We start from the raw sequence: 15,553 nt of genomic DNA on the forward strand, positions 1-15,553 counted from the left end.
TTCGCGAAGTTAACTACGCCGACAGTCACCACGGACCATATGCAATGGTGAACAATATGACCGACTTAACCGCGCAAGAACCCGCCTGGCAGACCCGTGATCATCTTGATGATCCGGTGATTGGCGAACTGCGCAACCGTTTTGGGCCGGATGCCTTTACTGTTCAGGCGACTCGCACCGGGGTTCCCGTTGTGTGGATCAAGCGTGAACAATTACTGGAAATTGGCGATTTCTTAAAGAAACTGCCGAAACCTTACGTCATGCTGTTTGACTTACACGGCATGGACGAGCGTTTGCGCACACACCGCGAAGGGTTACCTGCCGCCGATTTTTCCGTTTTCTACCATCTGATTTCGATCGATCGCAACCGCGACATCATGCTAAAGGTGGCGCTGGCAGAAAACGATCTACATGTGCCGACTTTTACCAAACTGTTCCCGAACGCCAACTGGTATGAGCGCGAAACCTGGGATCTGTTTGGCATTACTTTCGACGGTCACCCGAACTTGCGTCGCATCATGATGCCGCAAACCTGGAAAGGTCACCCGCTGCGTAAAGATTACCCGGCGCGTGCTACCGAATTCTCGCCGTTTGAGCTGACCAAAGCCAAACAGGATCTGGAGATGGAAGCCCTGACCTTCAAACCGGAAGAGTGGGGGATGAAGCGCGGCACCGAAAACGAGGACTTCATGTTCCTCAACCTCGGTCCGAACCACCCGTCGGCGCACGGGGCTTTCCGTATCGTTCTGCAGCTCGATGGTGAAGAGATTGTCGACTGCGTACCAGACATCGGCTATCACCACCGTGGCGCGGAGAAAATGGGCGAACGCCAGTCCTGGCATAGTTACATACCGTACACCGACCGTATCGAATACCTCGGCGGTTGCGTTAACGAAATGCCATACGTGCTGGCGGTAGAAAAACTGGCCGGGATCACCGTGCCGGATCGCGTTAACGTAATCCGCGTAATGCTTTCCGAATTGTTCCGCATCAATAGCCACCTGCTGTATATCTCCACCTTTATTCAGGACGTCGGTGCAATGACGCCAGTGTTCTTTGCCTTTACCGATCGTCAGAAAATCTACGATCTGGTGGAAGCAATCACTGGTTTCCGTATGCATCCGGCGTGGTTCCGTATTGGCGGTGTGGCGCATGACCTGCCGCGAGGCTGGGATCGCTTGCTGCGTGAGTTCCTTGACTGGATGCCGAAACGTCTGGCTTCTTACGAGAAAGCCGCGCTGCGTAACACCATCCTGATTGGCCGTTCCAAAGGCGTTGCCGCCTACGGCGCGAAAGAGGCGCTGGAGTGGGGCACCACAGGTGCTGGCTTGCGTGCCACCGGGATCGACTTCGACGTGCGTAAGGCGCGTCCTTATTCTGGCTATGAAAACTTCGACTTTGAAATCCCGGTCGGTGGTGGCGTTTCTGACTGCTACACCCGCGTAATGCTGAAAGTGGAAGAGCTGCGCCAGAGTCTGCGCATTCTTGAGCAGTGCCTCAACAACATGCCGGAAGGCCCGTTCAAAGCGGATCACCCGCTGACTACGCCGCCGCCGAAAGAGCGCACGCTGCAACATATCGAAACCCTGATCACCCACTTCCTGCAAGTGTCGTGGGGGCCGGTGATGCCTGCCAATGAGTCCTTCCAGATGATTGAGGCGACCAAAGGGATCAACAGTTACTACCTGACCAGTGACGGTAGCACCATGAGTTATCGCACCCGTATCCGCACCCCGAGTTATGCGCATTTGCAGCAAATTCCGGCGGCGATCCGCGGCAGCCTGGTGTCTGACCTGATTGTTTATCTGGGCAGTATCGATTTTGTTATGTCAGATGTGGACCGCTAATTATGCACGAGAATCAACAACCACAAACCGAGGCTTTTGAGCTGAGTGCGGCAGAGCGTGAAGCGATTGAGCACGAGATGCACCACTACGAAGACCCGCGTGCGGCGTCCATTGAAGCGCTGAAAATCGTTCAGAAGCAGCGTGGCTGGGTGCCGGACGGCGCGATCCACGCGATTGCTGACGTTCTGGGTATTCCGGCAAGCGATGTTGAAGGTGTGGCAACGTTCTACAGCCAGATCTTCCGCCAGCCGGTGGGTCGCCATGTGATCCGCTATTGTGACAGCGTGGTTTGTCACATCAACGGTTACCAGGGAATTCAGGCGGCGCTGGAGAAAAAACTGAATATCAAACCAGGGCAAACGACGTTTGACGGTCGCTTTACGCTGCTGCCAACCTGCTGCCTGGGGAACTGCGACAAAGGGCCAAACATGATGATCGATGAGGACACTCACGCGCATCTGACCCCGGAAGCGATCCCTGAACTGCTGGAGCGGTATAAATGAAAAACATTATCCGTACTCCCGAAACGCATCCGCTGACCTGGCGTCTGCGCGATGACAAACAGCCGGTGTGGCTGGACGAATACCGCAGCAAAAACGGTTACGAAGGGGCGCGTAAGGCGCTGACCGGGCTTTCTCCGGACGAAATCGTCAATCAGGTCAAAGATTCCGGTCTGAAAGGGCGCGGCGGCGCGGGCTTCTCTACTGGCCTGAAGTGGAGCCTGATGCCGAAAGACGAATCCATGAACATCCGTTACCTGCTGTGTAACGCCGATGAAATGGAACCGGGCACCTATAAAGACCGTTTGCTGATGGAGCAACTGCCGCACCTGCTGGTGGAAGGTATGTTGATCTCTGCCTTTGCGCTGAAAGCGTATCGCGGCTACATCTTCCTGCGTGGCGAATATATCGAAGCGGCAGTGAATCTGCGTCGTGCCATTGCCGAAGCGACCGAAGCGGGGCTGCTCGGTAAAAACATTATGGGAACAGGTTTTGATTTCGAACTGTTCGTCCATACCGGGGCAGGACGCTACATCTGCGGTGAAGAAACTGCGTTAATCAACTCTCTGGAAGGGCGTCGCGCTAACCCGCGCTCGAAGCCGCCATTCCCGGCAACCTCAGGCGCATGGGGCAAACCGACCTGTGTTAACAACGTCGAAACCCTGTGTAACGTTCCGGCGATCCTCGCTAACGGCGTGGAGTGGTATCAGAACATCTCGAAAAGCAAAGATGCTGGCACCAAGCTGATGGGCTTCTCTGGTCGGGTGAAAAATCCGGGTCTGTGGGAACTGCCGTTCGGTACTACCGCGCGTGAAATCCTTGAAGATTACGCTGGTGGTATGCGTGACGGGCTGAAATTCAAAGCCTGGCAGCCAGGCGGCGCGGGCACTGACTTCCTGACAGAAGCGCACCTTGACCTGCCGATGGAGTTCGAAAGTATCGGTAAAGCGGGTAGCCGTCTGGGTACGGCGCTGGCGATGGCCGTTGACCACGAGATCAACATGGTGTCGCTGGTACGTAACCTGGAAGAGTTTTTCGCCCGTGAATCCTGTGGCTGGTGTACGCCGTGCCGCGATGGTCTGCCGTGGAGTGTGAAAATTCTGCGTGCACTGGAGCGTGGCGAAGGTCAGCCTGGCGATATCGAAACACTTGAGCAACTGTGTCGATTCTTAGGCCCGGGTAAAACCTTCTGTGCCCACGCACCAGGTGCAGTGGAGCCGTTACAGAGTGCCATCAAATATTTCCGTGAAGAATTTGAAGCGGGAATCAAACAGCCGTTCAGCAATACCCATTTGATTAATGGGATTCAGCCGAACCTGCTGAAAGAGCGCTGGTAACCGAATTTCGATTAACGCTCAGTCTATGACTGAGAAAACTGGAAGCATGCTAATGGCTACAATTCATGTAGACGGCAAAGAATACGAGGTCAACGGAGCGGACAACCTGCTGGAAGCTTGTCTGTCTCTGGGCCTTGATATTCCTTACTTTTGCTGGCATCCGGCGCTGGGAAGCGTCGGTGCTTGCCGCCAGTGTGCGGTGAAGCAATACCAAAACGCGGAAGACACGCGTGGTCGCCTGGTGATGTCCTGTATGACACCGGCTTCCGATGGCACCTTTATTTCCATTGACGACGAAGAAGCGAAACAGTTCCGTGAAAGTGTGGTCGAGTGGTTAATGACCAACCACCCGCACGACTGTCCGGTCTGTGAAGAGGGTGGTAACTGCCATCTTCAGGATATGACCGTGATGACCGGGCATACCTTCCGTCGCTACCGTTTCACCAAACGTACCCACCGCAATCAGGATCTGGGGCCGTTCATCTCTCATGAAATGAACCGCTGCATCGCCTGCTACCGCTGCGTGCGTTACTACAAAGATTACGCTGACGGTACGGATCTGGGCGTTTATGGCGCGCACGACAACGTTTACTTCGGTCGCCCGGAAGACGGCACCCTGGAAAGCGAGTTCTCCGGTAACCTGGTGGAAATTTGCCCGACCGGCGTATTCACCGATAAAACGCACTCCGAGCGTTATAACCGTAAATGGGATATGCAGTTTGCGCCGAGTATCTGCCAGCAATGTTCCATCGGTTGTAACACCAGCCCGGGTGAACGTTATGGTGAACTGCGTCGTATCGAAAACCGTTACAACGGTACGGTAAACCATTACTTCCTCTGCGACCGTGGTCGTTTCGGCTACGGCTACGTCAACCTGAAGGATCGTCCACGTCAGCCGGTACAGCGTCGTGGCGATGATTTCATCACCCTCAACGCCGAGCAGGCGATGCAAGGTGCGGCAGATATTCTGCGTCAGTCGAAGAAAGTCATCGGCATCGGTTCTCCGCGTGCCAGCGTGGAAAGCAACTTTGCGCTGCGTGAACTGGTTGGCGAAGAAAACTTCTACACCGGTATCGCTCACGGTGAGCAGGAACGTCTGCAACTGGCGCTGAAAGTGCTGCGTGAAGGTGGCATTTATACTCCGGCACTGCGTGAAATCGAATCTTACGATGCAGTACTGGTGCTGGGCGAAGATGTTACACAGACCGGGGCACGCGTCGCGCTGGCGGTTCGTCAGGCAGTAAAAGGCAAAGCGCGCGAAATGGCGGCAGCACAGAAAGTGGCTGACTGGCAGATTGCGGCAATCCTCAACATTGGCCAACGTGCCAAGCACCCGCTGTTTGTTACTAACGTTGATGACACCCGCCTGGATGACATCGCGGCGTGGACTTACCGCGCACCGGTTGAAGATCAGGCACGTTTAGGTTTTGCCATCGCTCACGCGCTGGACAACTCCGCACCAGCGGTTGACGGTATCGAGCCGGAGCTGCAAAGCAAAGTCGACGTCATCGTACAGGCACTGGCTGGTGCGAAGAAACCGTTGATTATCTCCGGCACTAACGCCGGTAGTACAGAAGTGATTCAGGCTGCAGCTAACGTAGCGAAAGCCCTGAAAGGTCGCGGCGCTGACGTAGGTATCACTATGATTGCCCGTTCCGTAAACAGTATGGGGCTGGGCATTATGGGCGGCGGTTCGCTTGAAGAAGCCCTGACCGAACTGGAAACCGGACGCGCCGATGCAGTGGTGGTGCTGGAAAACGATCTACATCGTCACGCTTCCGCGACCCGCGTGAACGCCGCGCTGGCAAAAGCGCCGCTGGTGATGGTGGTTGACCATCAGCGCACGGCGATTATGGAAAACGCCCATCTGGTGCTTTCCGCTGCCAGCTTTGCTGAAAGCGATGGTACGGTGATCAACAACGAAGGTCGTGCTCAACGTTTCTTCCAGGTTTACGATCCGTCTTACTACGACAGCAAAACGGTGATGCTGGAAAGCTGGCGCTGGTTGCACTCGCTGCACAGTACGCTGCTGAGTCGAGAAGTGGACTGGACGCAGCTCGACCATGTGATTGACGCCGTCGTGGCGAAGATCCCGGAACTTGCTGGCATCAAAGATGCCGCGCCGGATGCGACATTCCGCATTCGTGGTCAGAAACTGGCTCGTGAGCCGCACCGTTACAGTGGCCGTACCGCCATGCGCGCCAATATCAGCGTTCATGAACCGCGTCAGCCGCAGGATATCGACACCATGTTCACCTTCTCGATGGAAGGTAACAACCAGCCGACCGCGCACCGTTCGCAAGTGCCGTTTGCCTGGGCACCGGGCTGGAACTCCCCGCAGGCGTGGAACAAATTCCAGGACGAAGTGGGTGGCAAATTGCGCTTTGGCGATCCGGGCGTGCGTTTGTTTGAAGCCAGCGAAAACGGTCTGGATTACTTCACCAGCGTACCGGCACGCTTCCAGCCGCAGGAAGGGAAATGGCGTATCGCGCCGTACTACCATCTGTTTGGCAGCGATGAACTGTCACAGCGTGCTCCGGTATTCCAGAGCCGTATGCCGCAGCCGTATATCAAACTCAACCCGGCAGATGCCGCGAAGTTGGGCGTGAATGCGGGTACTCGCGTCTCCTTTAGTTACGATGGCAACACGGTCACGCTACCGGTTGAAATCGCAGAAGGGCTGACGGCAGGGCAGGTGGGCTTGCCGATGGGCATGTCCGGCATTGCTCCGGTGCTGGCTGGCGCGCATCTTGAGGATCTCAAGGAGGCACAACAATGACCTGGTTATCACCGGAACTGATTGAGATCCTGCTGACCATCCTCAAAGCGGTGGTGATCTTGCTGGTGGTTGTCACCTGCGGGGCATTCATGAGCTTTGGTGAACGTCGTCTGCTGGGGCTGTTCCAGAACCGTTACGGACCTAACCGTGTTGGCTGGGGCGGTTCGCTTCAGTTGGTCGCGGACATGATCAAAATGTTCTTTAAAGAAGACTGGATCCCGAAATTCTCGGATCGCGTCATCTTTACCCTTGCGCCGATGATCGCCTTTACCTCGTTGCTGCTGGCCTTTGCGATTGTACCAGTCAGTCCGGGTTGGGTGGTTGCCGACCTGAACATCGGGATTTTGTTCTTCCTGATGATGGCAGGTCTGGCGGTTTACGCAGTGCTGTTTGCGGGCTGGTCAAGTAACAACAAATACTCGCTGCTGGGTGCGATGCGTGCTTCTGCGCAGACCCTAAGCTACGAAGTGTTCCTCGGGCTTTCCCTGATGGGCGTGGTGGCGCAGGCCGGTTCATTCAACATGACCGACATCGTTAACAGCCAGGCGCATGTATGGAACGTCATCCCGCAATTCTTTGGTTTTATTACCTTTGCCATCGCGGGCGTGGCGGTATGTCACCGTCACCCGTTTGACCAGCCGGAAGCCGAGCAGGAACTGGCGGATGGTTACCACATTGAATATTCCGGGATGAAATTCGGCCTGTTCTTCGTGGGTGAATACATCGGGATTGTGACCATCTCCGCACTGATGGTGACGTTGTTCTTCGGTGGCTGGCAAGGCCCGTTGTTACCGCCATTCATCTGGTTCGCGCTGAAAACTGCGTTCTTTATGATGATGTTCATTTTGATTCGTGCGTCGTTGCCGCGTCCGCGTTATGACCAGGTAATGTCCTTCGGCTGGAAAATCTGCCTGCCGCTGACGCTGATCAACTTGCTGGTAACGGCGGCTGTCATTCTCTGGCAGGCGCAATAAGGGGCACTAAGACCATGACCTTAAAAGAATTGTTAGTAGGTTTCGGCACCCAGGTTCGTAGTATCTGGATGATCGGCCTGCACGCGTTTGCCAAGCGCGAAACGCGAATGTACCCGGAAGAGCCGGTCTATCTGCCGCCCCGTTATCGTGGTCGTATCGTTCTGACCCGCGATCCGGACGGCGAAGAGCGTTGCGTAGCCTGTAACCTCTGCGCAGTAGCCTGCCCGGTCGGCTGTATCTCGCTGCAAAAAGCAGAAACCAAAGACGGTCGCTGGTATCCGGAATTTTTCCGCATCAACTTCTCACGCTGCATTTTCTGTGGTCTGTGCGAAGAAGCCTGTCCGACCACGGCGATTCAGTTAACCCCGGATTTCGAGATGGGGGAATACAAACGCCAGGATCTGGTTTACGAGAAAGAGGATCTGCTGATCTCCGGTCCGGGCAAATACCCGGAATATAACTTCTACCGGATGGCAGGTATGGCAATCGACGGCAAAGATAAGGGCGAAGCAGAGAACGAAGCCAAGCCTATCGACGTCAAGAGCCTGTTACCGTAAGGAGAGGGGCAATGGAGTTCGCTTTTTATATCTGTGGCCTGATAGCCATACTTGCGACCTTGCGAGTGATCACCCATACCAATCCGGTACACGCACTGCTGTACCTGATTATTTCGCTGCTGGCGATTTCCGGGGTGTTCTTCTCACTGGGCGCTTACTTTGCCGGTGCGCTGGAAATTATCGTCTACGCGGGTGCCATTATGGTGCTGTTCGTGTTCGTGGTGATGATGCTCAACCTGGGCGGTTCGGAAATCGAACAGGAACGCCAGTGGCTGAAACCGCAGGTGTGGATTGGTCCGGCAATTTTGTCGGCCATCATGCTGGTGGTGATTGTTTACGCCATTCTCGGTGTTAACGATCAGGGTATCGACGGTACGCCAATCAGCGCCAAAGCAGTGGGTATTACGCTGTTCGGGCCTTACGTGCTGGCGGTTGAACTGGCCTCTATGCTGCTGCTGGCCGGTCTGGTTGTGGCCTTCCACGTCGGTCGCGAAGAGCGTGCGGGTGAAGTGCTGAGCAATCGCAAAGACGACAGCGCGAAAAGAAAAACGGAGGAGCACGCATGATCCCCTTACAACATGGACTGATCCTCGCGGCAATCTTGTTCGTTCTTGGCTTAACCGGTCTGGTTATCCGTCGCAATCTGCTGTTTATGCTGATTGGTCTGGAAATCATGATTAACGCCTCCGCGCTGGCCTTTGTGGTCGCCGGGAGCTACTGGGGCCAGACCGACGGTCAGGTGATGTACATTCTTGCCATCAGCCTCGCGGCGGCGGAAGCGAGTATCGGTCTTGCGCTGCTGCTGCAACTTCACCGTCGTCGCCAGAACCTGAACATCGATTCAGTAAGTGAGATGCGCGGATGAACATGCTTGCCTTAACCATTATTTTGCCATTAATTGGCTTCATTCTGCTGGCGTTCTCTCGCGGACGCTGGTCTGAAAATGTCTCAGCGATCGTTGGCGTTGGCTCTGTGGGCCTGGCTGCGCTGGTGACTGCTTTTATCGGCGTCGATTTCTTCGCTAACGGTGAGCAGGCTTACAGCCAGCCGCTGTGGACGTGGATGTCGGTAGGCGACTTTAACATCGGTTTCAACCTGGTGCTGGACGGCCTGTCACTGACCATGCTCTCAGTGGTCACCGGTGTGGGTTTCCTGATCCACATGTACGCCTCCTGGTATATGCGCGGTGAAGAGGGCTACTCTCGCTTCTTCGCTTACACCAACCTGTTCATTGCCAGCATGGTGGTTCTGGTTCTGGCCGACAACCTGCTGCTGATGTACCTCGGCTGGGAAGGCGTGGGCCTGTGCTCCTATCTGCTGATCGGTTTCTATTACACCGATCCGAAGAATGGTGCCGCGGCAATGAAAGCGTTTGTCGTGACCCGTGTCGGTGACGTGTTCCTCGCTTTCGCGCTGTTCATTCTCTACAACGAACTGGGCACGCTGAACTTCCGCGAAATGGTGGAACTGGCACCGGCGCACTTTGCAGACGGCAATAACATGCTGATGTGGGCGACGCTGATGCTGCTGGGTGGTGCGGTTGGTAAATCTGCGCAGTTGCCGTTGCAGACATGGCTTGCCGACGCGATGGCTGGCCCGACGCCTGTCTCTGCGCTGATCCACGCCGCAACCATGGTAACCGCAGGTGTTTACCTGATCGCCCGTACCCACGGCCTGTTCCTGATGACCCCGGAAGTTCTGCATCTGGTGGGTATTGTCGGGGCGGTTACCTTGCTGCTGGCTGGTTTTGCTGCGCTGGTACAGACCGACATCAAACGTGTTCTCGCTTACTCCACCATGAGTCAGATTGGCTACATGTTCCTCGCGCTTGGCGTGCAGGCATGGGATGCGGCGATTTTCCACTTGATGACCCACGCATTCTTTAAAGCGCTGCTGTTCCTGGCATCCGGTTCTGTCATTCTGGCCTGTCATCACGAACAGAACATCTTCAAGATGGGCGGTCTGCGTAAATCTATTCCGCTGGTTTATCTCTGCTTCCTGGTGGGCGGCGCGGCGCTGTCGGCACTGCCGCTGGTCACTGCGGGCTTCTTTAGTAAGGATGAGATCCTCGCGGGTGCGATGGCGAATGGTCATATCAATCTGATGGTGGCTGGTCTGGTCGGTGCGTTTATGACCTCGCTCTACACCTTCCGTATGATTTTCATCGTCTTCCACGGAAAAGAACAAATTCACGCTCACGCCGTGAAAGGGATCACCCACAGCCTGCCGCTGATTGTGCTGCTGATCCTTTCCACCTTCGTTGGCGCACTGATTGTACCGCCGCTGCAGGGCGTGCTTCCGCAAACCACGGAGCTGGCACACGGCAGTATGTTGACCCTGGAAATTACCTCTGGCGTGGTTGCGGTTGTTGGCATTTTGCTGGCAGCCTGGCTGTGGCTGGGTAAACGTACTCTGGTGACTTCTATCGCCAACAGTGCACCGGGTCGTCTGCTGGGGACCTGGTGGTACAACGCCTGGGGCTTTGACTGGCTGTACGACAAAGTGTTCGTCAAACCGTTCCTGGGGATCGCCTGGTTGCTGAAACGCGATCCGCTGAACTCAATGATGAACATCCCGGCGATCCTCTCGCGCTTTGCGGGTAAAGGTCTGTTGCTCAGTGAGAACGGCTACCTGCGCTGGTATGTGGCATCCATGAGCATCGGTGCGGTCGTGGTGCTGGCACTGTTGATGGTACTGCGTTGAGTTAAGGATTGTGGGATTTGCCCTCGGGCATATAAGAACGTAGGTCGGATAAGCCACTACAGCGGCGCATCCGACACTCCCCCCAATCCGAAGTGAATTTTCTGTCGTGAGAATTCGTTGAAAATCCGGTCCTGACGGGACTTTTACAAGGAATAAAGATCGCCATGTTACTACCCTGGCTAATATTAATTCCCTTTATTGGCGGCTTCCTGTGCTGGCAGACCGAACGCTTTGGCGTAAAGGTGCCGCGCTGGATCGCGCTAATCACCATGGGATTGACGCTGGCGCTGTCGCTGCAACTGTGGTTGCAGGGCGGTTATTCACTGACGCAATCCGCCGGAATTCCGCAGTGGCAGTCTGAATTCGACATGCCGTGGATCCCGCGTTTTGGAATCTCTATTCACCTCGCCATTGATGGTCTGTCGTTGCTGATGGTCGTGCTGACAGGTCTGCTCGGCGTGCTGGCGGTACTTTGCTCGTGGAATGAGATCGAAAAATATCAGGGCTTCTTCCACCTCAACCTGATGTGGATCCTGGGCGGTGTTATCGGCGTGTTCCTTGCCATCGACATGTTCCTGTTCTTCTTCTTCTGGGAAATGATGCTGGTGCCGATGTACTTCCTGATCGCACTGTGGGGGCATAAAGCTTCTGACGGTAAAACGCGTATCACGGCGGCAACCAAATTCTTCATCTACACCCAGGCGAGTGGTCTGGTGATGTTGATCGCCATCCTGGCGCTGGTCTTCGTTCACTACAATGCGACTGGTGTCTGGACCTTCAACTATGAAGAGCTGCTGAATACGCCAATGTCCAGCGGTGTGGAATATCTGTTGATGCTGGGCTTCTTCATCGCCTTTGCGGTGAAAATGCCGGTGGTTCCACTGCACGGTTGGTTGCCAGATGCCCACTCCCAGGCACCGACTGCCGGTTCCGTTGACCTCGCGGGGATCTTGCTGAAAACCGCCGCTTACGGTCTGCTGCGTTTCTCCCTGCCGTTGTTCCCGAACGCGTCGGCAGAGTTTGCGCCAATCGCGATGTGGCTGGGTGTTATCGGCATCTTCTACGGTGCGTGGATGGCCTTTGCCCAGACTGATATCAAACGTCTGATCGCCTACACCTCGGTTTCCCACATGGGCTTCGTGCTGATTGCTATCTATACCGGCAGCCAGTTGGCCTACCAGGGCGCGGTTATTCAGATGATTGCGCACGGCTTGTCGGCGGCGGGTCTGTTTATTCTCTGCGGTCAGCTCTATGAACGTATCCACACCCGTGACATGCGCATGATGGGCGGTCTGTGGAGCAAAATGAAATGGCTGCCAGCACTGTCGCTGTTCTTTGCTGTGGCAACGCTTGGGATGCCGGGCACTGGTAACTTCGTCGGTGAATTTATGATTCTGTTCGGCAGCTTCCAGGTCGTCCCGGTCATTACCGTTATCTCTACTTTTGGGCTGGTCTTTGCGTCTGTTTATTCGCTGGCAATGCTGCATCGCGCTTACTTCGGTAAGGCGAAAAGCGAGATTGCCAGCCAGGAACTGCCAGGGATGTCGCTGCGTGAGTTGTTTATGATCCTGTTGCTGGTGGTGCTGCTGGTACTGCTGGGCTTCTGGCCGCAGCCGATTCTGGATACCTCGCACTCCGCGATTGGCAATATCCAGCAGTGGTTTGTTAATTCCGTTACTACTACAAGGCCGTAAATCGCCATGACAATAACTCCACAAAACCTGATCGCACTGCTACCGTTGCTGATCGTCGGCTTGACGGTGGTGGTTGTGATGCTCTCCATTGCGTGGCGACGCAATCACTTCCTCAACGCCACGCTGTCGGTCATTGGGCTTAACGCGGCGCTGGTTTCGCTCTGGTTTGTTGGCCAGGCGGGCGCTATGGACGTCACGCCGCTGATGCGTGTTGATGGTTTCGCCATGCTCTACACCGGGCTGGTACTGCTGGCGAGCCTCGCCACCTGTACTTTTGCCTACCCGTGGCTTGAAGGTTATAACGACAACAAGGACGAGTTCTACCTGTTGGTGTTAATTGCCGCCTTGGGTGGGATCTTGCTGGCGAATGCCAACCATCTGGCGTCTCTGTTCCTCGGTATCGAACTGATCTCTCTGCCGTTGTTTGGCCTGGTCGGTTACGCTTTCCGCCAGAAACGTTCGCTGGAAGCCAGTATCAAATACACCATTCTTTCTGCCGCAGCGTCTTCTTTCTTGCTGTTCGGTATGGCGCTGGTGTACGCGCAGTCTGGCGACCTGTCGTTCGTCGCGCTGGGTAAAAACCTCGGTGATGGTATGCTCAACGAGCCGCTGTTACTGGCGGGTTTTGGCCTGATGATTGTCGGCCTCGGCTTCAAACTTTCTCTGGTGCCGTTCCACCTGTGGACACCAGACGTATACCAGGGCGCGCCTGCGCCGGTTTCCACCTTCCTGGCGACGGCGAGCAAAATCGCTATCTTCGGCGTGGTGATGCGTCTGTTCCTTTACGCACCGGTGGGCGACAGCGAAGCGATTCGCGTGGTGCTGGCGATTATCGCCTTTGCCTCCATCATCTTCGGTAACCTGATGGCGCTGAGCCAGACCAATATCAAACGTCTGCTCGGTTACTCGTCTATCTCTCACCTCGGTTATCTGCTGGTGGCACTGATTGCGCTGCAAACCGGCGAGATGTCGATGGAAGCGGTAGGGGTTTACCTCGCCGGTTATCTGTTCAGCAGCCTCGGCGCGTTCGGTGTGGTCAGCCTGATGTCCAGCCCGTATCGTGGCCCGGATGCTGATTCCCTGTTCTCTTACCGCGGACTGTTCTGGCATCGTCCGATCCTCGCGGCGGTGATGACGGTGATGATGCTGTCACTGGCCGGTATCCCGATGACGCTGGGCTTTATCGGTAAGTTCTACGTGCTGGCGGTCGGTGTTCAGGCGCACCTGTGGTGGCTGGTGGGCGCTGTGGTTGTCGGTTCGGCAATCGGCCTCTACTACTACCTGCGCGTGGCGGTGAGCCTGTACCTTCATGGTTCAGAACAGCCAAACCGTGATGCACCGTCAGACTGGCAGTACACGGCAGGCGGCATCGTGGTGCTGATCTCCGCACTGTTGGTACTGGTGCTGGGTGTATGGCCGCAACCGCTGATCAGCATTGTACGTTTGGCAATGCCGCTGATGTAAGCAGTCAGTTCGTAAGTCAGAAAGCCGCCGACATGTTCGGCGGTTTTTTTATGGTGCCTTTGACACCATCACCCAACAATAACCGTCAGCGCATGATTCCCTTGTCGCAGCATACGTCGATACGCGCTAATCAACTTCTCCATATCAAGCATGATCGACGCAAAGAGTTGCCCCTCTAACTCTTCTGAAAAGGTCACTCCCGGATAAATCTCCATTTCATTGAGTCGCTTAATGGAAAACTGTTTACGCAGCTCACTTCGATCCAGAGCTTCCAGGCGGTCGATTGTCGCGGCTAACTCCTGATTCCAGGTCAATCCCAGGAAACCATCTATGCCATCTTCGAGGCTGTGTTCACCAAGCACGGCACGACTTAGCGGGTCATTCTTCGCGGGATCAAAAGCAGAGGTACCTGTCAGGCCAAAATGTAAAAAATCCCAGCGCTTATCAATATCCAGTCGGCGTAAACCTGAAAGCGTGTCGTGAATATTGTCCATCAAAGGTTTTTCAGTAGACTCAAGCAGTTGGTTAACCTTTTCTGAATTAATTTCCGCAAAATAACCAATCATTCCCATTTGTTTTCCTCCGTTGAATTTCATTTTTCGCATCTTAAATCAGATGCCACAAAATAAAATTACAGCAGTCATTTTTCTGGAGCTGCCTCGAGAAATTTTCATTATTTACTGTTATGCAACAAACTAATAACGCCATCAATTACCTGCGCCATTTTCTGGTAATTGAGTCTGTCTGCAGTATCGCCAGACTGGTGATATTGTTTATTTCGATAAAACGCAGTGTCTGTAATCATGACGGCAGGAATATCTTGCTGCCAGTAATTGAGATGGTCGGAGAAATCGATACCGGGAATAAATCCCGGTGCGTTAATAGAATAAACAGGCAACTCTGTTGCTGATAACAACGCAGATTTTACCTGACGCACAGCGCTGATATCCTGCATTCTGCCAACCACTGCAATAAAATCACCACGGTCGGGATAAAGCCAGGACATGACAGAGTAAGGGTAATCCTGACTCCCGGATGCGGAGTCGTAATAACCAATCATCTCCAGCGCTATCATTAATTTCACCGGACGCTCAAGCGAAGCGGCGTGTACCGCGCTCCCCATTTCATCGCTACGAAAGAAGGGCGGTTCTTCCGACGCATAGGCGACTAGTTGAACGCCTGTTTTCGGCGCTTGCTGCTGTAACAAACGTGCCAGCTCCAGTAGTCCGGCGACGCCGCTGGCGTTATCATCCGCGCCTGGCGTATAGATTAATTGGTCGTTTTCATAACTGGTTGCGGAATCATAGTGCGCCCCAATAATAATCAGCGATCCATCGGCAGGACCGTAATCAGCAACAATGTTTTTGTAGGGGCCACCAGTAATGGGGACGTCCTGCACGGTAACTCTGGCACCGCTACTGACAAAGACCTCTTTTATATACTCTGCGGATCTATTCAGATTATCAATATTGTCAGCACTACGTGGATGCACAGTTTGTGTAAAGTAACGAACTGTTTTTTCTAATTGCTCGGGACTTGCGTGCCGGGGCGTTGGCGGTAATGCATTGACCCAGGGTTGATAAAAAACAATTAGAGGAAGTGAAAGCAAGAACAATATAAAAAAGGGGAAAGTTATTTTTTTCATATACAAATTATTAATAGGTTTTGTTGTTGAATCATTATTTGTTATGGGTTTCG

13 protein-coding genes are annotated in these 15,553 nt (G+C 54.4%); 11 read left to right on the forward strand and 2 right to left on the reverse strand.

The annotated features are described in order from the left end of the window. Positions 1-44 precede the first annotated feature (44 nt). The 11 genes from nuoC to nuoN all read left to right on the forward strand — a co-directional run bounded on the left by nuoC (position 45) and on the right by nuoN (position 13,855). The gene (gene nuoC, locus BEA93_RS12915) at positions 45-1,847 is read left to right on the forward strand and encodes an NADH-quinone oxidoreductase subunit C/D (RefSeq protein ID WP_000247865.1); all 1,803 of its coding nucleotides are present in this window, start codon (positions 45-47) and stop codon (positions 1,845-1,847) included. 2 nt (positions 1,848-1,849) lie between these two features. Beyond that, a complete protein-coding gene (gene nuoE, locus BEA93_RS12920) occupies positions 1,850-2,350 on the forward strand; it encodes an NADH-quinone oxidoreductase subunit NuoE (RefSeq protein ID WP_000545042.1) in 501 nt (166 codons plus the stop codon). After that, a complete protein-coding gene (nuoF, locus tag BEA93_RS12925; protein ID WP_000789507.1) occupies positions 2,347-3,684 on the forward strand; it encodes an NADH-quinone oxidoreductase subunit NuoF in 1,338 nt (445 codons plus the stop codon). The genes nuoE and nuoF overlap by 4 nt, the downstream gene beginning before the upstream one ends. A gap of 52 nt (positions 3,685-3,736) precedes the next feature. Further along, positions 3,737-6,463, forward strand: a complete 2,727-nt coding sequence (nuoG, locus tag BEA93_RS12930; RefSeq protein ID WP_010376987.1) for an NADH-quinone oxidoreductase subunit NuoG — start codon at positions 3,737-3,739, stop codon at positions 6,461-6,463. Then, a complete protein-coding gene (gene nuoH, locus BEA93_RS12935; protein WP_000220077.1) occupies positions 6,460-7,437 on the forward strand; it encodes an NADH-quinone oxidoreductase subunit NuoH in 978 nt (325 codons plus the stop codon). Before nuoG ends, nuoH begins: the two co-directional genes overlap by 4 nt. Before the next feature lie 14 nt (positions 7,438-7,451). Further along, positions 7,452-7,994 (forward strand): NADH-quinone oxidoreductase subunit NuoI, encoded by a 543-nt coding sequence (gene nuoI / locus BEA93_RS12940; protein ID WP_000172749.1) that lies wholly within the window; start codon positions 7,452-7,454, stop codon positions 7,992-7,994. An 11-nt stretch (positions 7,995-8,005) separates the two neighbouring features. Next, complete coding sequence (gene nuoJ, locus BEA93_RS12945; RefSeq protein WP_000393511.1) at positions 8,006-8,560, forward strand: NADH-quinone oxidoreductase subunit J; 555 nt, start codon at positions 8,006-8,008, stop codon at positions 8,558-8,560. Then, the gene (gene nuoK, locus BEA93_RS12950; RefSeq protein WP_000612644.1) at positions 8,557-8,859 is read left to right on the forward strand and encodes an NADH-quinone oxidoreductase subunit NuoK; all 303 of its coding nucleotides are present in this window, start codon (positions 8,557-8,559) and stop codon (positions 8,857-8,859) included. Before nuoJ ends, nuoK begins: the two co-directional genes overlap by 4 nt. Next, positions 8,856-10,697, forward strand: a complete 1,842-nt coding sequence (gene nuoL, locus BEA93_RS12955; RefSeq protein WP_001516778.1) for an NADH-quinone oxidoreductase subunit L — start codon at positions 8,856-8,858, stop codon at positions 10,695-10,697. Before nuoK ends, nuoL begins: the two co-directional genes overlap by 4 nt. A gap of 164 nt (positions 10,698-10,861) precedes the next feature. Beyond that, the gene (nuoM, locus tag BEA93_RS12960; RefSeq protein WP_001516777.1) at positions 10,862-12,391 is read left to right on the forward strand and encodes an NADH-quinone oxidoreductase subunit M; all 1,530 of its coding nucleotides are present in this window, start codon (positions 10,862-10,864) and stop codon (positions 12,389-12,391) included. 6 nt (positions 12,392-12,397) lie between these two features. Next, positions 12,398-13,855 (forward strand): NADH-quinone oxidoreductase subunit NuoN, encoded by a 1,458-nt coding sequence (nuoN, locus tag BEA93_RS12965; protein WP_000156702.1) that lies wholly within the window; start codon positions 12,398-12,400, stop codon positions 13,853-13,855. Between the two features lie 68 nt (positions 13,856-13,923). Here the strand turns inward: nuoN and BEA93_RS12970 are convergent, their stop codons facing one another. After that, a complete protein-coding gene (locus BEA93_RS12970; RefSeq protein ID WP_000525379.1) occupies positions 13,924-14,427 on the reverse strand; it encodes a YfbM family protein in 504 nt (167 codons plus the stop codon). A 101-nt stretch (positions 14,428-14,528) separates the two neighbouring features. Next, positions 14,529-15,500, reverse strand: coding sequence for a M28 family metallopeptidase (locus BEA93_RS12975; protein WP_001516775.1), 972 nt, complete (start codon positions 15,498-15,500; stop codon positions 14,529-14,531). Between the last annotated feature and the right edge of the window lie 53 nt (positions 15,501-15,553).

The organism is Escherichia sp. MOD1-EC5950 (genome assembly GCF_002965345.1).
In the GTDB taxonomy this organism is placed as follows: Bacteria; Pseudomonadota; Gammaproteobacteria; order Enterobacterales; family Enterobacteriaceae; genus Escherichia; species Escherichia marmotae.